The sequence below is a fragment of the Cytobacillus sp. QJM3NY_8 genome, assembly GCF_056173585.1.
In genome coordinates this window covers 504,207-525,447 of the sequence record NZ_CM149681.1, presented here as the reverse complement: position 1 = coordinate 525,447, position 21,241 = coordinate 504,207, and the positions used below count along the sequence as shown (strand labels likewise).

Below are 21,241 nucleotides of genomic sequence, written 5' to 3'. Positions count from 1 at the left end.
ATCTATTATTCATTTAAAAAGATTTCTTCGAGCGATGGCTCTTCAACTTCCACCCGCAGAACATCCGCCTTGCATTGTGTGAAAGCCCTTATTATTTCAGCAATCTTATTCTCATCGCTGATTGTAATCACTGTATAAGCATCCCCGTGTTCAAGCAGACTGCCAGCTGACTCAAGCCATTGCTTCAGCTTAGCTTGTTCCTGCTTTGGCACGGTGGAATGTTTTATTTTGACTGTTATGGTTGACCGGTAAAAGGCCCGCAGCTCTTCCATCGTTCCAATCTTATCAATGACTCCATCCCGCATAATGGCAATCCTTGAGCAAATCTTCTCCACTTCATCCAGATTATGCGAAGTCATAAAAACCGTCTTCCCCTGTTTTTGAAGTTCTTTAATGAGACGGTGAATGAGAATAACAGATTCCGCATCCATGCCTGATGTAGGCTCGTCAAGAAATATCAGTTCCGGATCATGAATAATAGCCTGAGCAATCCCCAGTTTCTTTTTCATGCCAAAGGAGAGCTTGCCTGCTTTCTTATTGGCATGTAATAAAAGATCAACACTTCTCAGAACCTCCAGACATTTCTCTTTTGAAGCCCTGGCGCCCGATAGCTCTGAGAAAAAGCGCAAATGATCCAGAGCGGTCCATGACCCATAGAGAGATGAATAATCCGGCATAACCCCCACTCTTTTCATCACCTTGCTATCAGGACCCTCAACCCCAAGAAGTGAGTATGTTCCGCTGCTGGAGGAAATGATGCCTGTCAGCATATTAATAAAGGTGGATTTACCTGCACCGTTACGTCCGAGAAACCCAAATATCTCGCCTTTCCTTACGGTTAAATCCATTCCCATGACCACCTGATGGGCACCATAGGCTTTTGAAAGCTGTTTCGCTTCGATGGCATTCATCAGCATTCCCTCCTTCTAAAAACAGTATTTGCAGCCAGCAGCATAATACCTGCCAATCCCAGTATGACTAAAAAAGTAAAATCGTCCCGCTCCAAATAGTAAAAAGGAATAAAGTATTTCATCCAGTTTACCCAGCCATTTGGAGACAAAGCTGCCCAAAATCCAAAAGCAGGAAGCACCAGCCCCAGAATATTGCCTAAAAACATGGTATATCCAGGTCTGGGGATAAGCACGGATAATAGGACAGCTAAAGCTGTCTGGTAAGTCACCAGACTCATCGTCTGAGAAAAAATAAACAGATCAAACTTCTTGGAATAGATACTGATCAGCAAAAAAGACACCACAATGCAGAACAGCCAGAATAACCATATTCCAAGGAATTTACCGAATAATATAGTAGAGCGTGATGCCCTTGTCACCAGAAACCTCATTGTACGCTCATGGATTTCTCTGTTTATTGTGTCGTGGGACAAACCGAACACAAATAATTGTCCAAGCAGCAAAATGACACTTAAAAGACCGATCGTGTGGATATCCTCAGCCTCACCTGCCGTCAGTTCCACCCCAGATGATAGTACACTGGAAAACTTCGCTGCATAATACGATACTGCAAATAATATGGCAATCATAATAATGGATTTAATTCCTTTAAAAAGACTTATAAACTCTCTCTTGCACATCACAAACATTTTCCATGCTCCCTTCAGCGTGATTCTGAGTAAAGTATATACCGTCAATCTTAACCACTCTGAAATACTACCTTAATTTTTCCTTAATTCCTATATTTTTGGAAATGGAGTGATATGATAGGTTTGAACAAACTAGATTAGGAGAATAACCATGCAAGATTCAAGATTACTGCTTGTTGATGACGAACAAGCCATTTTGCACATGCTATGCACGATTTTGCAGCGTGAACAATTCAGAAATATCGATACAGCCTCTACTGCTGCACAAGCATTAGAGCGCTGCAGGTCCTATACCTATGATCTTATTCTATTGGATGTGATGCTCCCTGATCGCAGCGGTTTTGATATTTGCCCTTTAATAAGGGAAACGACTGATGCTCCCATCTTCTTTCTTACTGCACGATCCACCGACCTTGATAAACTTTCAGGATTTGCCTTAGGAGCAGATGATTATATTACCAAGCCCTTTAATCCGCTTGAAGTGGCTGCGCGAATTAAAGCACACTTGCGCCGACATAAAGGAAGTCAGCCTGTTCCCGTACAGACAATCTATGATTTTGGCAGAATTAAGATCAATACTTCAGCAGGGGAAGTTACTGTTTCTGGAAAAAGGATAGACCTGCCAGCGCAAGTCTACCAGCTTCTCCTATTCTTAAGCAAACATCCCAATCAGCTTTTCAGCAAAAGCCAGCTATATGAGCATGTATGGGGAGAAGAAGGATTCGGTGAGGATAACACGGTCATGGTGCACATCCGAAAGCTCCGGGAGAAAATTGAAAGCAATCCAAGCAGCCCCTGCCACATTATTACAGTAAGGGGACTTGGCTATAAATTTGTTCCGGAAGGCAGTATTCATGAACATCCATAGACGATTCATCTTTCAATTTTTTGTCCAATTAATTACCGTTTTTGTGCTCTTTTTTATCATTCTGATTTCTTTTTGGGCTTTTCTTGGTTTTTCAATGATGGATTTCGAATCCAAACAGGATCTCTCCAAAGCTGAAGATTATTTTGTATCTGACCATGTTAGCTTTAAAGACGGGAAGGCCTTTTTTAAAGAGGAATTGAAAAGCCTGGCAAAGGAACAGAATGGATGGCTCCTTGCCATTAATGAAACCGGGGATGTTCTGGGCACTTTCAATATGCCGGATAAAGCTCCTAAAAAGTTAAAGAAAAGTGAAATCGCCGCCATTACTTATGGGGAAAGCAGTGAAGCCCATTATACATATTGGAAGATCGGCACTAAACCGCATTTTGTCCTTTTTGGAAAAGCCAAGGCTGAGACTAAACTTCTGAATCAAATATCCCGGCGTGTGGATTGGAAACAACAGAAGCTGAACCTTTCTGAAAACGCAGAGGACGAAATATCCAGGAGAAATGCCTGGGTCCAGCTTATTGCTCCTGAAGGCAATGTAGTGGATGAGTATGGAGCCAAAAATCAGCCGAACAAATACTCAGTCAGAAAGCTATTCGCAGAGCAGGATACGGAAGGCAGCACACCAGCAGTATACTTTGACCAAAACACAGAAAGTGCCATCCTGTTAGGGATTCCTGCTGACAATAAGGCATCCACTCTGGAAAAAAGTTTATTTGAAAGCCTAAATAGAAGTCTCATTATCATTTTTGTCATGGCATTTCTGCTGCTTCTGGGCGGAACTCTCTGGTATGCACGCAAATTCGGTGTACCTCTGCTGACATTAATGAAATGGATTCAAAACCTGGGGAGCGGGCTGTATCAGGAGCCGGCAGATGTCCATGGCAATCCGGTAACACTCAGCAGAAAAGGAAAATTGAAAAGAAAGTTCCGTATTTATAAAGAATTGATTACAACCTTAACACAGCTTACCGAAACTCTTCAGCAAAATGAGAAGCAGCAGCGGATGATGGCCAATACTAGAGAAGAATGGATCAGCGGTCTTTCCCATGATTTAAAAACTCCGCTATCCTCTATTTCCGGATATGCTCAAATGCTTGCCTCCAATGATTACACATGGTCCGAAAAGGAAACAAAGGAGTTCGCCCTCATTATGGCTGAAAAATCGGATTACATGATGGACCTGCTGGAGGACTTAACTTTAACTTACCGTCTCAAGAACAATGCTCTCCCAATTGCCAAAATGCGGACCGACTTAAACGAATTCATTCGCCGAATCATCATTCATTACATTAATGATCCAGTCTATCAGGACAGAACATTCCATTTCACTCCGCACCCTGAATCCATTACGGCTTCCATTGACCCCAAATGGTTTCAGCGGATTTTGGATAATATCATAGCCAACGCGATTAAATATAACCCGCCAGGCACAGCCATTTCCGTTAGCCTCTCTTCCATAGAAGAACATCTGATTGTCATTAACATTAAGGATGATGGCATCGGCATGGACAGCGTCACACTCGGAAAGCTCTTCAGCCGCTACTATAGAGGAACCCATACAGGAGAAACAGGAAGCGGATCGGGACTGGGCATGGCCATCACCAAACAGCTTGTCCACCTCCATGGAGGTACCATCAATGTTCAAAGCGAGCCGCAAAACGGCACCCTCATCCGGATTATGCTGCCAGTCAATTAACATAAGAAAAGCGGAAGCTCCTTGCCCATGAAGGAACGCAGACTAAGATCGGCACGTCCTTCCAAAAGCTTCCGCTTTCGGTCGTGCGATGTTTATGCTTTCGAAGCCTTTCCTGTCCTGCGGCCTCAGGCATAAGACGGTCCTGCAGGAAGGCGTTCTCCCTTTTGAAAGGAAACGGCTTCTTACCCCGAGTCCCTAGGAGCCGCAACAAATTCATGCTTGTGACCTCGAGGGGGCAGGCACTGGAGCTAGACTGTTATCGATGTTCAAAATTATATAAAAAGAATGCCAAAGTGCACTCTTTTTTCTTTCTAATTCAATTCAATCAAACGTTTGATTGAACTAGATAATGTCTCATTTTAGTCCCAGGCTAATACTAATAAAAATCCCAGCGCAAGGCATAGCCTCATAAAAAGAATGCAAACTAAAAACGCAGACGCCTTAATGAATATAAAGGGGGTGAAACTCATGGCAAAGAATAAGAAAAACCAATCAGATCATAAGAATAATGCACTTCCTAAGGATACAGAATTTGCGGATGACAGAGAAAATGGTCTTGAAAGAGTCGCTTTAAAAGCCCAAAGAGACAACACCAAGTAAGGACATATGGGACAGTTAAACTGTCCCTATTTATCCCTGTCATTACGGCCAAAATGCATGTGGTATACTTTTCGTGGTTTAGTTTCATCTTCAATATTGCTGATAAATCGTTCTTTAACCTCCTCCATAAGCAGACTCGCAAGCTTTTCAAGCCTTTTTGGCCCGAATCCGGTCAATTTTTCAGAGATTATTACCTTGAATTCACCAGATTGCTTATACACTCGAATACTTCCATGCCCAGTTCTTTTTGTTTTTCCTGCAGTAAAATCAAATTCATACTTTTGCTCAATAAAGGAAGAAACCTCGGGAAGACCCAAATTCTCATATAATGGCGGAAATTGATGATGGACAGGAGGATCGGTGAACCGTATGGAATCTATGTTCATAACCCCTCTCCTCTCAATGTTTACAGTAATTATCTCCAATTAGGGGTGAATTCACGCGAACCTTTCCAATACTGAAATTGTTTTTGCCGGCATGGACTGATAAAATCCTTATATAAGAATGGAAACAAAGGAGTTTTTTTTATGATCAATAAAATTGGAAAAATCACAGTATACGTTGAGGACCAGGAACAGGCAAAGGATTTTTGGCTGAACAAAATGGGATTTGTTCTAAAGCTCGAGCAGCCTATGGGACAAAATGCTGCCTGGATTGAAGTTGGTCCAAGCAATGATGAATTTACAACTTTAGTTCTTTATTCTAAGGAAGCCATGAAACAGCAAAACCCTTCTGCAGTTGCCCACCCATCCATTCTTTTCAGCACATCTGATATTGAAGCTGCCTATGAACAAATGAAACAAAATGGCGTGGAAGTTGAAGATATGCTAAAAATGCCTTTTGGAACTATGTTTACGTTTAAAGACCAGGATGGAAATAACTACTTATTGAGAGAGGATAAGTAATCCTAAGAAGACCTGTCCTTCAAATGCGGAGTGGACAGGTCTTTTTCTCTTAGCCTTCAAATGCTTTCTTCAAAGTATTCAAATCAATTTTTTTCTCCATTTGGAGCAATGCCTTCATTACTCGCTGACATTTAGGATATTATCAGTGCAATAGTAGTTGTAATAACCAATAAGCGAGCGTCTAAATCTGTCCATGATTATATGAATATTCTTATTTCTATTCTTCTTCAGCCATTCTTTAGACTCTTTTAGTTTACCTTGGATTTTCTTCCTATTCGATTTCCGTTTCACCTGAAATTTCCCCTTTTTACTTTTCCCACAATAGTGTCTAAAGCCAAGGAAATCAAAGGTTGCTGGTTTACTATTTGATGCTAGACTAAAAAGTAGACACAGATTGATATAATAAAAATATCAACTATAACGAGGTGTGTCTTATGGCAAGAAATAATGGCAAACGGTACGATGAAGCATTTAAAATTGAAACAGTAAAGTACATCAGAGAAAACCAAAAGTCTGTAGCTCAAGTAGCTAGAGAGGTGGATGTGAACGAGAATACTTTACATGGCTGGGTGAAGAAATATGGCCAACAACCAGAGATTAAGGCTGTCCAATCGTTCTCTTCTGAAGAAGCTGAGTTTAGAGCTTTACAGAAGGAAATTCGTGATCTCAAGGAGGAGAATGAAATCTTAAAAAAGGCTATGTACTACTTCGCGAAAAGCCCTCGGTAAAAATATAAATTCATTCATGAAAATCGCTCCCAATTCCGAGTGGAGAAGATGTGCAGCGTTCTGGGGGTTTCCAAAAGTGGATACTTCAAATGGTTAAAGCGACCGAAAAGTGATAAGCAGAAGCAACATGAGAAATTATCACAAGAGATTCTACAGACCCACCTAGAATTCAATCAGCGTTACGGCAGTGTCAAAATCGCTAAAACGCTAAATAAACGTGGTGTGGAAGTTAGTGAGCGTACGGTTTCACGTATTATGACAAAGAGTCAATGGAGGTCCTGTACGGTCAATAAATTTAAGGCTACAACTAATTCTAAACATCAACATCCAGTAAGTGAAAATGTCCTAGATCGACAGTTTAAAGCAAGTAAACCAAACCAGTTATGGGTTGCGGATATCACATATATTCCGACCAATGAGGGCTGGTTGTATTTGGCAACTGTATTGGACCTTTATTCTCGTAAAATAATTGGTTGGGCTATGAACAAAACTATGACAAAGGAATTGGTTATCTCTGCTTTAAAAACGGCTTATAAACGTCAGAAACCTGGGAAAGGTGTTATACACCATTCATACCGCGGTGTTCAGTATGCCTCCTCTGAATATCAGAAACTATTATTTAAGTACAATATGATAAGCAGCATGAGCCGAAAAGGAAACTGTTACGATAACGCCTGTATCGAATCCTTTCACGGTATTCTTAAACGTGAGCTAGTGTATCAAACAATGTATAAAACAAGAGAGGACGCGAAGAAATCGTTATTTGAGTACATTGAGTTTTTCTACAATTCCAAGCGGATCCATTCAACCCTGGGGTACAATACACCGAATGAATTTGAGCGAATGTATGGAAATTCGGCAGCATGATTTTCCTTCATAAAAAAGTTTAAATCGCTCTTTATTTAAACTTTTTTATGAAGGCCACCAAGCGAAAGCGCGGTAGAAAAATCTGTGTCTATTTTTTTGACGTAGTATCAGTATCCCCAAACTTCTTGTTATTTGGCTAGAACGTACAATTTTAAGTTTAATTGTTGTAACACCATTAGCCTATCTATTAATGTAAGCGTTCAATGTAATGACTTAATAGTCATAATGACTCCTCAAAATTTGTCCGGATTTCTGAATATTAATGAAAAAGGGCCAGTCTACTAAAGACTGGCCCTCATTTGATTCGATCTTTTGAAAACCACACCCCATCTTCCACGTATTGCCTTCCTACGTAATATCCGGATGCTGACTTCATCACTTTTAAAGGGATAATTCATTCATCTTTCAAGACAGGAACCTACAGTATGTAGGCGATAGCCATACAGTTCGTACAAGGCTCCATGTCAAGGGACATGGCCCAACCTGCTCTTTTGAGGTTTTTATTAACACTTTTCGCTTGTTATAATCAAACTAATAGAATAATTCGAGAGTTTCTCTATCAGATTTTTTCCCTAACAAACTGCCAATAATAAACGCAATTACCGAAGTAAGTATTGAAATTACTATTGGGCTAGTACCAAGTATTGTCACGCCTGTGGTACTCAAGATTAAAAACATTGCAACTCCGATAACGGATGAAAAAATTGCACCTGTTGCATTTGCCTTTTTCCAATAAAGTCCAAATATAATCGGGCAAAGAAATGCACATTCTAGCCCACCCATAGCAAACAAATTTATCCAAACAATTAATTCAGGAGGATTTAAGGTAAGAAAAACTGTGATTGCTCCAACTAAAACAGTAGAAAAGATGGTGAGTTTACCAATTTTCTCCTCAAATGCTGATCCTTTTTCTTCGGTTTCTCTGCTTACAAAATAATTCATATAAATATCTTTGACAATTGCAGCAGAAGCTAGTAGTAATAGGGATGATACTGTAGACATAATTGCGGAAAGTGGTGCTGCAATAAACAGTCCCGCGACTACTGGATTCATATACTTAAGTACAATCATTGGTATTACATAGTCTGTATTTTTGAATTCTGAAGGATCTAAAACAGCTGGTGCAAATACACCAACAATAGTCATGACTATCATCAAAGTTCCAACTACAACTGTTCCATAAATCATTGCCTGATGTAATGATTTTGTATCTTTAAAAGCCATTCCTCTAACCGCAGTCTGAGGTAGACCCAGTACTCCAATACCAACCAATACCCAAAAAGATAGTATATATGGCAATGGAGTATTACCATCAGAGGATAGCGAACTCCATGTAGGGTTGACAGTGTTTAAAGTCTCTATTAACGGTGTATATCCTCCTGCTACTTTTATTACAGTAAATAGAATCAAGAAACATCCTACCACCATTACAAATGCTTGTATTGTATCAGTGATTGCAACTGCATTAAACCCTCCTATTGAGGTGTATGCGATAACAATAATGGAAAATATAATCAAGCCCCATACATATGGTAATCCTGTAATGGTTTCAAGTAATATCGCCCCACCAATAAACTGAGACATCATCATTGCTATAAAGAATAGGACTATAGCAATTGATGAGATGATAACAACTGTAGGCGACTTATACCTGGATCGTAAATAGTCTGTAACTGTTACTGCATTTGTTTTTCTGGAAATCATGGCGAATTTTTTTCCAAGAATGCCCAGCACAATAAATGCTGTAGGTATTTGAATAACCGAAATATATACCCATACTAATCCTTTTGAGTATGCAATCCCTGGACCACCGATAAAGCTGGATGCACTTGCAAATGTCGCGACCAACGTCATTGCCAGAACTATCCCTCCCATTGATCTTCCACCTACAAAATAATTGTTGATAAATCCTTTCCCAGCTTGTGCCTTAGCTTGTCTTTTACTTGAAACTATCCCAATTATAAGGGTTAGAACCATATATATAATTAATACAGAAAGGATAATCAGGCTATATGATGTCACTTTGCCTCTCCTCCTTTTCTTCAAGTGTTTCTTCGAGATCAAAATCCTTAAAATAAAACTTTACTACAACTACGGTTGCAATACAGAAAAGTACAAAGCTTACAATACAACTTAGTATGAACCACATAGGAAATCCTAGAATATATATATACTCAGATGGATCTTTACTTCCCAAACCAACCCCCGTTACTAACCACCAGATAAAAAACACAATATACATGACTGTACATATAATGGCCTCTTTTTTTATCTGTTTTTCTCTTTCCTTTTTTGTAAATTTTAATGGCATTTATCATTTCCCCTCCCCTAAGTTTTGGATAAAGTAGTACATTATGGGTCCTATAGTCAATTGTAAATGGGTGGTTAAAGTCAGTCTGCTTTTTAATTAATAAACAGCTTTACTTTTTTATTGACTAATCACCTTAAGCCTTAATACTTTCTTCTCATCGAATATACTCAAAATCCCCGTCTATCATTGTCATTTCGACTTTAACTTCATTAAATCTTTCTTTTGAACAAGACAATATATCTCGGTCCAATACTATGATATCTGCTAATTTTCCAACTTCTATACTCTCTTTTATATCTTCTTCATAACTGGCGTATGCACTGTTACAGTGAATCGGATTATTGGGTGCTATCGCATCTAGTTCTTCTAATGTTGGATGCCTGCTTTCCAATAAAGACGTTGGTTCATACCCCAAAGCTGAGATCCATTCACCAGATTTTTGTTTTTTATCGCGGTTTCCAACAAATTCAGAATTTCTATTATACTTTTACTTCGAGAGAGGCCGATGTTTATGATAGCTGAATCAATAGAATCTCCTATGAGTCCATTTAAAATAGGACGGAAGTGAGAATCGATAATACCAGGCATTAATGTTTTTCCTTTTAAATCAAATACTTTTGTGTCTTTACTAATTATAGAATTCAACTCTCCTGTTGTACCTACATATACAATCTTATTTTTTTAATTCCAACCGCTTCTGCAATCCCATCATTATCATTCACTGTAAGAACCTAACCATTAATAAAAGCAATATCTACATGCGAAAAATCAAAACTCATTCTTTATCCCCTCTTATTTAAATCGTAATGTCCAAACTTTATTAGAAATAGGTTAAAATCCTGGGGTATTTAGTCTGCCTAATTTTTGTTCCCTTCGCCCTTGTCCGGTTAAAAACCTGGACTTCTAAATAAACATATTCCTTTGGAAGTCTTAACGCTGAATGAGAAATGATTCCTGTTTTTTAATAAGTATTGAATGTAGTTAATACCTACGTAAGGCTAGAGGCAGGAAGTTTCCTTTGCCTTTGTCATTCATCTACTTCAGCCCCTTTAGGCTCCCCAAATGCAGTTATCTTTCCATAGATACAACATGAACTTCTACAGTCATCCGGTTATTTATCATATTACTGATGAAAACAGTAATCATGGCATACATTCCGCAAAAAAGCCCTCGCACAGCAATTCCTTTAAACAATTCTGGGTTCAATTTTTTCTTCTTTCCTCTATTCTGTCTTGGATTGTAAACTTACGAGTAAGTAGACTTACGCTAATCATGATTAAACAGTTAAACATCACTGAAACAATACCAATGTTCAGATCTTGTAAGGCTTGTGGTAACGAGGGGAACAAGTTACCAATGGTAGCTTCACTTATCGTTAAATATGTAACTAATGCAAGTCCACGATTATACCGGCACATGCTCCATGATTATTCACAAAATTATTACTTTTCAGACTAAACAGAAGAGGTGGGAATAAGGTAATTTACTATGGGTCATCATTCACTTTTTAACTTTACATAGAGTAACAGGAATGATTGGTTAGTAAGTCTTACGCCTGGTAGTCCATCCCTGTCTTTCCTGCTATCGTCTCCTGGATCCTGTTTAAGGCGAGCGGCGTCGAGTCGCCGCCCGCGATACCACCATTAAATCGTCGTTAAAATCGATGCTACGTGGACATCAGGTCGCCGCCCACGGTTCCATTTTCCATTCAGGGCGCGCTCAATCTGGGCTCCGAGTTGAAGAAGCAACCCATCATCTCCTTGCCGTGTGAGCGCGTGTATTCCAAGCGGCAGCCCGTTCTCGAGCTCTGCCATCGGCAATGAGATGCCCGGAAGACCACAGAGGTTGGCGATTGGAGTATAAGCGAATATTCGCCATAGGTTCTCGAACCAGTCATAGACTGATGGATTACCGCTGATAGTCAGATACTCCGTCGTTCCAACCTTTGGCGTAGGCAGGGCCATCGTTGGGGTCAGGATGATATCCCAGTCACCAAAGAAGGTGCCTAGCCTACGGGAAGTATCGTTGAACACCGCTTGCATATTGGCGCGTTGCGTATAGGATGCGAAACGGCCCTCTTCCCAGACCCGAATGCACATCGGTTCAACAAGATCGGCTGGTGGCCGTTCCAAGCCTTTTTGCTCCAAGAGACCCGAAATCACTTGTGAAAAATTCATGATATAGCAATCGGTTTGCGCAGCGTAGGCGGCATGAAAGTCAATGTCTGGGGTTACCCACTCTACGTGATGTCCAAGTGTCTCTAGGAAGCTTGCCGCCCGCTCCAATTCAGCAACAATTTGCGGTGTAGCCCGGTAATCGCCCCACTGATGTGAAACGGCGATACGAAGTCTTCCTGGATCCCGGCGGATGAGCTCGGAGTAAGGCTGCGATGGCATCCAATATGGCATGAACTCGCCAGGTGCTCCACCTCTGCAACTATCCACAAAGGCAGCAGTGTCACGTATGGTGCGTGAGTTGCAGCCCTGAGCGGAGACCGAGCCCATCAAGTCCGAACCGTTGGGAGCTACCGAAAAGACGCCGCGGGACGGCTTTAGACCGATATTTCCGTTTACTCCCGCGGGAATTCGAATCGAACCGCCACCATCAGTCGCATGTGATATAGGAATGATGCCGGCTGCAACCGCAGCTGCCGTGCCCGCTGAAGAGCCGCAGGTTGTATAGTCAAGGTTCCACGGATTTCGTGTAACATAGACCGCTGGATTTTCGGCTGAACTGCAGAGCCCATACTCTGGCGTTGTCGTCCGTCCGATAATATTGAGACCGGCCTGGCGGATGCGCTTGGTCAGAAAGCTATCCGCTGCAGAACGATTTCCGCGCATCAGCAGAGAACCCATCTCCTGCAGGCGCCCTTTAAGAGTGGGCCCTATATCCTTCATCAGATATGGTACTCCCGCGAAAACCCCATCAGGATTCGTTCCGTCCTTCATGGGATCATTGACCGCATCATCAAAGACCTCAATAATGGCGTTAACCTCAGGATTTAGGGCGTCGATAGCGAGGGTAACCTGTTGAGCCACCTCCCCCGGGGTAATCTGCCCCTTACGTACCAATTCGGCGAGACCGATAGCATCAAGGTTAGCCCATTCATCCCAGTTCATCACTAATTTCACAAAGTTTCACTCCTTCATATTTGTTCGGATTGGATATTTATACAGTGTTTGAACCTAACTTCCTCATCAGCTTCTTTGCGTTTTTGCGCGCATAGAAGTTATCTTGTATTCCTGCCGGGCGATTGGGGTATTCCCTTTAAAACTTTACCGCCACATTCTTCACTTGTGTATAATTCCGAAGTGCCTCTAGCCCTTTTTCCCGTCCAAAGCCGCTTTTTTTGTATCCGCCGAATGGCTGGGCGATGCCTCCCCCTGCCCCGTAGTGGTTGATGAATACTTGGCCGCATTGGAGCTGGCTGGCAACACGATGAGCACGGCTTCCATTTTCAGTCCATACGCCTGCAACGAGTCCGTACGGTGTTCCATTGGCGATTTCGATTGCTTCTTCTTCTGTTTCGAAGGTAGTTACTGTCAATACAGGACCGAAGATTTCCTCCTGTGCAAGGTGATGGCTTGCAGGAACATTATCCAAGATGGTTGGCTGAAGGAAGTAGCCTGATTCACATCCCTCTACTGACTCACGCTCTCCGCCTGTCGCAATCCTAATTCCGTCTTGCTTTGCCAGATTAATAAAACTTTGGATGCGCTCAAATTGCTTTTTCGATAGCACCGGACCTAGATCATGATTATCAATTCCAGGACCAATCGAGAGTTTTTCCATCAAGGCTGCAAGCTTGTCCACAAATGCTTCCTTAATTGACTTTTCAATTACCAAGCGGGATCCTGCAGAACAAGTCTGACCCGCATTTTGCACGATAGACTTAAGAACCCACTCAAGCGCCTGCTCCTCATGACAATCAGCAAAGACGATATTCGGCGATTTGCCTCCAAGTTCAAGCGTAACAGGAACAACATTTTGTGCAGCGGACTCCATCACTCTTTTTCCAGTTTCTACTGAACCTGTAAAAGTAATATGGTTAATATCAGGATGAGACGAAAGCGCAGCACCGGCTTCATATCCGTACCCTGTGACAACATTCAGAATCCCCTTCGGCAGCCCTAATGGCTCCATTAATTCAACAAGTTTTAGTGTCGTTAAAGGTGTATCCTCTGCAGGCTTCAGGACAGTTGCGTTTCCAGTTGCAATAGATACGGCAATGCTTCTTGCTGCGATTTGAAGCGGGTAATTCCATGGGATAATATGGCCAACAATCCCAATGGGTTCGCGAACTGTGTAATCAATAATTCCCGGTTCTACTGGAATCGTTTCTCCAAGAATTTTATCTGCGACACCTGCGTAATATTCAAAATATCGTGCAGCAATCTCTACATCCACAGCAGACTGAGCCAGTGGCTTTCCGACATCTAACGTCTCTAACTTTGCTAATTCTTCTTTATTTTCGCGGATGATTTCCGCAGCCTGATAAAGCAATTTGCCGCGACTAAACGGATTAAACGTTTTCCACTCATTTGAAAGAAATGCTTTTTTCGCTGCTTTTACAGCAAGGTCAATTTCTTCTTTATCCCCTCTTGGCACAATAGCTAAAACAGAGCCGTCCCCTGGATTCTTCACTTCTATCAATCTCTCTTTTTCAGGAATCTTCCATTCTCCGCCTATGTAACATCCTTGAACTTGCACATCGACCGCCTTCACTGTTAAATCCCCCTTCCGCCATCTACATTAATAATAGAACCTGTTACAATGGCTGCTTCCTTCGAACACAGATACACTAGAGAATTGGCAATATCATTCGGATTAATTAATCTTCCCAATGGAACACTATTTTTGAAAACAGTATCCTTCGTGGCTTCAATATCCACATCCTTCGCTGTAAATTGCCCAAGCATATTCGTATCTGCCGGACCTGGATTGACCACATTTACCCGGATTCCATACTCGGCTAATTCAATGGCCAATGCTTGCGAAAAAGAAACGGCGGCTCCTTTTGAAGCAATATAAGCATTCAAACCTGGACGAGGTCTCACCATGGATATAGAAGCGATATTTACAATCACTCCTTTCCCTTGTTTCTTCATATAAGGAACAGCTGCACGGCATGTTAAAAATGGAGCTGTTGCGTTTACACTCATAATTTTCTCCCAATCTGCCAAGCTCACTTCTTCAATCGGTGTTGCCGGCTGTGCAATGCCTGCAATATTAACAAGTCCGTCAATACGATCAAATTTCTCAAATGCTGCTGAAAAAACGTTCGCAACATCCTCTTCCTTTGTTAAATCTGCAGCAATTGGCAGGAGACGATCACTTTCCTCTACACCATCCACATTTAGGTCAACAGCTGCAACGAAAGCTCCTTCCTCTAAAAATCGTTTCACGGTTTCTTTTCCCATACCGCCCTCGGCACCCGTAACAACAACTACTTCATTTTCTAATCTCATTTTTATCGTCCTTCTTTCACTAATAATAATTGTTGAATAGCATCTCGTATTGCTGATCCCATCTCGCTTGTCGTTGCATTGCCGCCCAAGTCAGGTGTTTGTACTTCTTTTTGTACAAGAACTTGTTCAATCGATTCCATTATGACGGCAGCTAAATCCTTTCTCCCTAAATGTTCAAGCATTAGTGCCGCCGACCAGATTTGTGCAATCGGATTGGCAATGCCTTTGCCGGCAATGTCAGGTGCTGAACCATGGACAGGTTCAAACATGGAAGGGAATTCCCCTTCAGGATTTAAGTTTGCAGATGGAGACAGCCCAAGCCCTCCTACAACAGCAGAGCCTAAGTCACTTAAAATATCCCCAAACAAATTGGAAGCAACAACAACTTCAAATTCCTCTGGTTTTGAAACGAAATAGGCTGCCAGTGCATCAATATAATAGCTTTGCAGATTAATAGCTTGGAATTTTTGTCCAACCTCACGGACTGCCTCATCCCATAGTTTCATTGAATGGATGATCGCATTGGATTTTGTGGCGCTAGTGACCGTCCCTTTTCCATGCTTTTTAGCATATTCAAAAGCAAATCTTGCAGCTTTTTCCGTACCAGTTCGCGTAATAATAGTATTTTGAACAGCAATTTCCTGATCTAGACCCTGATACAATCTTCCGCCGCTATTGGAATATTCACCTTCAGCGTTTTCACGGACAATAACAAAATCAATATCTTCATCTGTGAATCTGCAAGAAACTCCCTTTAATAATTTAACTGGCCTTAAATTAATGTACTGCTTAAATTTTTTCCGAATAGGCATGATCAGCTCCCATACAGTCACATCATCAGGCACCCGCTTATCGCCAATTGCTCCGAATAAAATCGCATCGTATTCTTTTAATGTATCCAAGGCGTCTTCTGGCATCATTTTTCCATGCCTAAGGTAATACTCGCTACTCCAATCAAATGTATCAAATTCGATTTTTAATGAAGGATCCAGCTTTTTGAGCAGCTCCAGTACCTTAACAGCTTCCTTCATTACTTCCGGTCCGATTCCATCTCCAGGTAAAACAGCAATCCGATGACTTGTCATAACTTCACTCCTTTTCATAATTGATAAACTTATACACTCACTATTAACTTTTGATAACTTCCTTCAATACATTTAACCAATTTCGTTACCAATTTATAGAATGGGGTTTGGATTGAATATATAGAAGTTTCGAACAGGATGCGCGGTCAGCCTTTATAGTTATTTTACTAATCTATATTTTCTGAATTTCTTTTTTATCTTATCATGAAAACGCTTAATTCTCATTGGACAAAAAATATAATAAATTAGAAAATAATACGACATAATGTTAAAATATTCAGATATCTAGGGGGTTCTATGCTATGCTAGTGCTGTAAAATTTCACTGATTGTATAATTAAGATTATTTATGCGGGTAACACTATTCGTCTTTCTAATGATTGGCTTACCTTTTAGTAGCGGAATTAAAATTTCAAATCAGAAACATTAAGGCTCATTTTGGAATGAAGCGGGGGCTTATGGGGATGAAAAAAGAAGTCAAACTATCTGTAGATGAGATATTAAAACAGAAAAGTTTCCAAACTGCAAAAATTGTTGCTGGAAAAAAAGGAGTAACAAGAACTGTAAAATGGGTTCATGTTATGGAAATTACTAATGTAAGTAATCTATTAAACGGAAATGAATTAATACTAACAACTGGTATAGGCTGGAAAGATATCGAAGGATCATTGCTTTCACTTGTAAAGCAGTTAATTGAATGTCAGGTATCTGGACTTTGTGTGGAGTTAGGTGAATATGTGAGTGAAATTTCAAGCGATTTAATCAAATTGGCTGATCGTTTCAATTTCCCGATTATTGTTTTTAATAGAGAAGTAAGGTTTGTTGATATCACTGAAGAAATTCATACATTAATTATTAAAAGAAATTATCAAATGGTAACGGATTTAGAGGAGTATTCACGAAAACTAAATGAAGTTTTGCTTGAAGCAGACCCTAAAATGGCGGTTTTGAATATGTTGCAAAAACAATTACAACTGCCCGTCATTTACTTATCAAATGATGGTCACGATAGTATTGTTTCCAACAAATCAGAAAAGGAAAATCACAGCCTCCTTCGATTAGTTAAAGAAAGCAGTTTAGGGAAAAAGGAATTTATCACACGGCAAAAAATTAATGTATTGAATCAGGATTATGCCGAGTTAATCATTATAGATAAAGCGGATTCGGTAACAGAGTTTGAAAAATTGCTCCTAGACAGAACAGTAACAGCGCTTGCTCAAATAATTTTACGTGAATTATGGACAGAAGAAAGAAGAAAGGCAAAGCAAACGGATTGGATCCAAAAATGGCTGAACGGAGAACACAATGAAGAACAAATAAAGAGATACCTTGAAGAGATTACGCCTGGTATAAAGCTGGAAAGAGCGATTGTAGTTCTCATCAAGGTCGATCTTGATCCTGATGATTCAAACATAACTTATTTAAAACTATTTTTACGTAATATTTTTCAAAATCAGGGATTCCACCTATTACCTGCCATGATGGAAAATTCTCTTGTATTAATTTTGATAGATAATGGGAGTCAAAGTAATTATAAACAAAGAGTTGGTATTGCAATCGAAAGGATAATAAAAACAAAATATTTAACCAAACATTCTTATCCTCACTTACAAATTAGTGTTGGTAAACCCGTTCACCATTTAACGGAAATAAAAAAAAGCTACGAACTTGCAAAAGAGGCCTCTATTATCAGGGAAAAGGTACGAAATGAAAAAACTAGCTATTTTTATGAAGATTTACATATATACAGAATCATTAATGCTGCCTATGATCAAGGAATTTTATATGAATTTGTGTCTGATTATTTAAAGCCTGTAATAATATTTGATCGCCAAAATAACACAAAGCTTATGAATACATTAAGGTTATATTTAAAATTCAATGGTTCAAAAAAAGAAACAGCGAAGCATCTTTTTATTGTGAGGCAAACACTTTATCACCGGCTTGAAAAGTTATATGAGCTAATAGGAGAGGACTTTATGGAACCGCCAAAAAGACAAGCGTTTGAATTAGCGGTTGCGGCTTATGAGTATCTGGATGGTGCTAAGCAAACACCTAAAGAAAAAGACTAGCTGTAAGAAAAAACATCGGATTTTTTCTGAACGTAACGTATTCCTACAAAAATATTTTACATTCTGTCTAATGAAAACGATTTATTCCGTTAATATAATTAGATTAGTAAATTTTCATAATATTCGGATCAAGAGGAGGCAGAATTATGGTTGTAACTAATGAAGTAAAGACACTAAAAAATTTTATTGGCGGTCAATGGACGTTATCAGAAAGTATGAATGTAAGTGAAATCCCAAATCCAGCTACAGGTGAAATTATTGCAAAATTGCCAATCTCCACACGTGAAGATGTTAATCATGCGGTCGCGGTTGCAAATAAAGCATTCCAAACTTGGAAAAAGGTACCAGTTCCTCAACGTGCGCGGATACTCTTTCGTTATCAGCAATTACTGGTTGAAAACTGGGATGAGCTGGCAAGACTAGTTACACTTGAAAATGGTAAGAGTTACAAAGAAGCATATGGAGAGGTGCAGCGCGGAATTGAATGTGTTGAATTCGCTGCCGGTGCCCCTACACTAATGATGGGCGATCAACTTCCTGATATTGCAACTGGTATTGAGTCCGGTATGTACCGTTACCCAATTGGAGTGGTTGGCGGCATTACTCCATTTAACTTCCCAATGATGGTGCCTTGTTGGATGTACCCACTAGCCATCGCTTGCGGAAATACCTTTGTGTTAAAACCGTCTGAACGCACCCCGATTCTGGCCAATCGCTTAGCTGAGTTGTTTAAAGAAGCTGGTCTTCCGGATGGGGTCCTAAATATTGTTCATGGTGGCCATGATGTTGTAAATGGCATCCTTGAACATGAGGATGTAAAAGCTGTTTCTTTTGTTGGTTCACAGCCTGTTGCAGAATATATTTACAAAACAGCTGCAGCGAATGGAAAGAGAGTACAGGCATTGGCTGGAGCGAAAAACCACTCGATTGTTATGCCGGATGCTGACCTGAATAATGCAGTTACCAATATCATTGGAGCTGCCTTTGGATCAGCCGGTGAACGCTGTATGGCTGCATCTGTTATAGTAGCCGTTGGAGAGATAGCGGACGAGTTAGTTAACCGACTAAAACAAAAAGCTGATGAAATTAAAATAGGAAATGGGCTGGATGAAGATGTATTCCTTGGCCCAGTTATTCGTCAAGAACATAAGGAACGGACCATTCAATATATTGAGATCGGGGAAAATGAAGGAGCCCTCCTTGTCCGTGATGGGAGAGAAGAAGGAGAACAGGAAGATGGCTATTTCGTGGGCCCAACCATCTTTGACCATGTGACAACAGATATGAAAATCTGGAAAGATGAGATATTCGCCCCTGTATTGTCAATTGTCCGTGCAGAAACCCTTGAAGAGGCAATTATGATTACAAACCAATCCGAGTTTGCTAACGGTGCATGTCTATATACAGACAGCGCGAGTGTAATTCGCACATTCCGTGAAGAAATTGATGCAGGTATGCTCGGTATAAATTTAGGTGTACCGGCTCCAATGGCATTCTTCCCATTCTCAGGTTATAAAAATTCATTTTACGGTGACCTTCACGCCAACGGCCGCGATGGGGTAGAATTTTATACCCGTAAAAAAATGTTGACCGCTCGTTATTAATAAACAATTATAATGAAATGAGGAAATAAGAATGCTAGCTACGGAACAAGGTAAAGATCTGCAGAAAAAGGATGAGCGTTATATCTGGCACGCAATGAGAGGTTCTGCTCCTGTTTCAGGAAACCTAATTATTAAAGAAGCAAAAGGTGCCTGGGTAGTAGACATTGAAGGGAACAAGTATTTGGATGGATTATCTGGCCTCTGGTGTGTAAATGCCGGTTATGGCAGAAAGGAACTGGCAGAAGCTGCTTATGAGCAGCTTCTAAAAATGCCATACTTTCCAATGGCTCAAAGCCATATTCCTGCCATTAAGTTGGCTGAAAAACTTAACGAATGGCTTGGCGATGACTACGTATTATTTTTCTCAAATAGTGGGTCTGAAGCAAATGAAACAGCATTTAAAATTGCGCGTCAGTACCATCAGCAGAAAGGAGACCATGGACGGTATAAATTCATTTCCCGCTATCGTGCTTATCACGGAAATTCAATGGGAGCTCTTGCAGCAACAGGTCAAGCTGAAAGGAAATATAAATATGAGCCACTAGCTCCGGGCTTTATCCATGTGAACCCACCAGATGTATATCGAAATCCGATTGATGAGCATACCCTTGAAAGCGCTCAGGAAGTTGACAAGGTAATGACATGGGAATTAAGCCAGACTGTAGCAGCCATGATTATGGAGCCAATTATTACAGGGGGCGGTTGCTTAATTCCTCCTCAGAACTATATGAAAAAGGTTAAAGAGATTTGCGAAAAACACGGCGCCCTTCTAATTTGCGACGAAGTAATTTGTGGATTTGGGCGAACAGGTAAACCATTTGGTTTTATGCATTATGATGTAAAGCCGGATATTATTACGATGGCTAAAGGGATCACAAGTGCCTACCTGCCACTTTCTGCTACAGCGGTTAAAAGAGAGATTTATGAGGCTTACAGCGGCAATGAACAATATGATCGCCTCCGCCATGTAAATACATTCGGAGGTAACCCAGCGGCTTGTGCGCTTGCATTAAAGAACCTAGAAATTTTTGAGGATGAAAAACTAATTGAACGCTCACAGTTTTTGGGGGAACGATTATTAAAAGAACTTGAAGAAGTAAAAGATTTACCATTTGTAGGCGATGTTCGAGGAAAAGGACTTCTTATCGGCATTGAGTTGGTTGAGGATAAAGAATCGAAAAAACCGGCAAGTGTTGAAATCCTTAATAAAGTAATAAGTGCCTGCAAGGAGAGAAAACTAATTATTGGCAAAAATGGGGACACTGTTGCAGGCTACAATAACATCTTGCAACTTGCTCCTCCTCTAAGTATTACTGAAGACGACTTCACCTTTATCGTCAAAACACTGAAAGAAAGCTTACGTTCTATTTAAATTAAAGCTATTTTAATAAATAGTTAGGGAGGTACATTATCGATATTTCGACTATGA

At 40.5% G+C, this 21,241-nt stretch carries 18 protein-coding genes and 1 pseudogene; 8 read left to right on the top strand and 11 right to left on the bottom strand.

Annotated elements, in window-relative coordinates:
- Positions 1-5 precede the first annotated feature (5 nt).
- Positions 6-911, bottom strand: coding sequence for an ABC transporter ATP-binding protein (locus AC0VZ9_RS02770; protein ID WP_034297459.1), 906 nt, complete (start codon positions 909-911; stop codon positions 6-8).
- Positions 911-1,600: an ABC transporter permease gene (locus tag AC0VZ9_RS02765; protein WP_071159671.1), complete on the bottom strand. Its 690-nt coding sequence runs from the start codon at positions 1,598-1,600 to the stop codon at positions 911-913. Before AC0VZ9_RS02765 ends, AC0VZ9_RS02770 begins: the two co-directional genes overlap by 1 nt.
- Before the next feature lie 151 nt (positions 1,601-1,751).
- Here AC0VZ9_RS02765 and AC0VZ9_RS02760 point away from each other — a divergent pair, with 151 nt between their 5' ends.
- The 3 genes from AC0VZ9_RS02760 (at position 1,752) to AC0VZ9_RS02750 (ending at position 4,773) form a co-directional block, all read left to right on the top strand.
- On the top strand, positions 1,752-2,468 hold the full coding sequence (locus tag AC0VZ9_RS02760) for a response regulator transcription factor (RefSeq protein ID WP_009335504.1): 717 nt from the start codon (positions 1,752-1,754) through the stop codon (positions 2,466-2,468).
- Positions 2,455-4,173: a sensor histidine kinase gene (locus AC0VZ9_RS02755; RefSeq protein ID WP_009335505.1), complete on the top strand. Its 1,719-nt coding sequence runs from the start codon at positions 2,455-2,457 to the stop codon at positions 4,171-4,173. The genes AC0VZ9_RS02760 and AC0VZ9_RS02755 overlap by 14 nt, the downstream gene beginning before the upstream one ends.
- Before the next feature lie 468 nt (positions 4,174-4,641).
- Positions 4,642-4,773 (top strand): hypothetical protein, encoded by a 132-nt coding sequence (locus tag AC0VZ9_RS02750; RefSeq protein ID WP_019381124.1) that lies wholly within the window; start codon positions 4,642-4,644, stop codon positions 4,771-4,773.
- Positions 4,774-4,799: 26 nt separating this feature from the next.
- On the opposite strand, the gene AC0VZ9_RS02745 is transcribed toward AC0VZ9_RS02750, so the two are convergent.
- Positions 4,800-5,159, bottom strand: coding sequence for a hypothetical protein (locus tag AC0VZ9_RS02745; protein WP_009335507.1), 360 nt, complete (start codon positions 5,157-5,159; stop codon positions 4,800-4,802).
- 141 nt (positions 5,160-5,300) lie between these two features.
- On the opposite strand from AC0VZ9_RS02745, the gene AC0VZ9_RS02740 reads away from it, so the two are divergent.
- Together AC0VZ9_RS02740 and AC0VZ9_RS02735 are read left to right on the top strand one after the other, a co-directional pair.
- Complete coding sequence (locus AC0VZ9_RS02740; protein WP_009335508.1) at positions 5,301-5,678, top strand: VOC family protein; 378 nt, start codon at positions 5,301-5,303, stop codon at positions 5,676-5,678.
- Positions 5,679-6,112: 434 nt separating this feature from the next.
- Positions 6,113-7,273, top strand: a pseudogene (locus AC0VZ9_RS02735) (IS3 family transposase).
- A gap of 531 nt (positions 7,274-7,804) precedes the next feature.
- On the opposite strand, the gene panF reads toward AC0VZ9_RS02735, so the two are convergent.
- From panF to AC0VZ9_RS02695, 8 genes are all read right to left on the bottom strand, one after another.
- Entirely contained in the window at positions 7,805-9,295 is a 1,491-nt protein-coding gene (panF, locus tag AC0VZ9_RS02730; protein ID WP_083805730.1) for a sodium/pantothenate symporter, read from the bottom strand.
- Complete coding sequence (locus tag AC0VZ9_RS02725) at positions 9,282-9,584, bottom strand: YhdT family protein (protein WP_009335512.1); 303 nt, start codon at positions 9,582-9,584, stop codon at positions 9,282-9,284. The genes panF and AC0VZ9_RS02725 overlap by 14 nt, the downstream gene beginning before the upstream one ends.
- Before the next feature lie 154 nt (positions 9,585-9,738).
- On the bottom strand, positions 9,739-9,975 hold the full coding sequence (locus AC0VZ9_RS02720; protein WP_226280805.1) for an amidohydrolase family protein: 237 nt from the start codon (positions 9,973-9,975) through the stop codon (positions 9,739-9,741).
- Positions 9,951-10,229: a hypothetical protein gene (locus tag AC0VZ9_RS02715; RefSeq protein WP_034297462.1), complete on the bottom strand. Its 279-nt coding sequence runs from the start codon at positions 10,227-10,229 to the stop codon at positions 9,951-9,953. Before AC0VZ9_RS02715 ends, AC0VZ9_RS02720 begins: the two co-directional genes overlap by 25 nt.
- 998 nt (positions 10,230-11,227) lie before the next feature.
- Entirely contained in the window at positions 11,228-12,715 is a 1,488-nt protein-coding gene (locus tag AC0VZ9_RS02710; protein ID WP_009335513.1) for an amidase, read from the bottom strand.
- Positions 12,716-12,851: 136 nt separating this feature from the next.
- The gene (locus tag AC0VZ9_RS02705) at positions 12,852-14,309 is read right to left on the bottom strand and encodes an aldehyde dehydrogenase family protein (protein WP_009335514.1); all 1,458 of its coding nucleotides are present in this window, start codon (positions 14,307-14,309) and stop codon (positions 12,852-12,854) included.
- 2 nt (positions 14,310-14,311) lie between these two features.
- The gene (locus tag AC0VZ9_RS02700; protein ID WP_009335515.1) at positions 14,312-15,052 is read right to left on the bottom strand and encodes an SDR family NAD(P)-dependent oxidoreductase; all 741 of its coding nucleotides are present in this window, start codon (positions 15,050-15,052) and stop codon (positions 14,312-14,314) included.
- A gap of 2 nt (positions 15,053-15,054) precedes the next feature.
- Positions 15,055-16,137, bottom strand: coding sequence for a tartrate dehydrogenase (locus tag AC0VZ9_RS02695; RefSeq protein WP_009335516.1), 1,083 nt, complete (start codon positions 16,135-16,137; stop codon positions 15,055-15,057).
- 463 nt (positions 16,138-16,600) lie between these two features.
- On the opposite strand from AC0VZ9_RS02695, the gene AC0VZ9_RS02690 reads away from it, so the two are divergent.
- The 3 genes from AC0VZ9_RS02690 to AC0VZ9_RS02680 all read left to right on the top strand — a co-directional run bounded on the left by AC0VZ9_RS02690 (position 16,601) and on the right by AC0VZ9_RS02680 (position 21,184).
- Positions 16,601-18,208, top strand: a complete 1,608-nt coding sequence (locus AC0VZ9_RS02690; protein ID WP_034297465.1) for a PucR family transcriptional regulator — start codon at positions 16,601-16,603, stop codon at positions 18,206-18,208.
- Between the two features lie 146 nt (positions 18,209-18,354).
- A complete protein-coding gene (locus tag AC0VZ9_RS02685; RefSeq protein ID WP_009335518.1) occupies positions 18,355-19,812 on the top strand; it encodes a CoA-acylating methylmalonate-semialdehyde dehydrogenase in 1,458 nt (485 codons plus the stop codon).
- Positions 19,813-19,843: 31 nt separating this feature from the next.
- On the top strand, positions 19,844-21,184 hold the full coding sequence (locus tag AC0VZ9_RS02680; RefSeq protein ID WP_009335519.1) for an aspartate aminotransferase family protein: 1,341 nt from the start codon (positions 19,844-19,846) through the stop codon (positions 21,182-21,184).
- Positions 21,185-21,241: the final 57 nt, after the last annotated feature.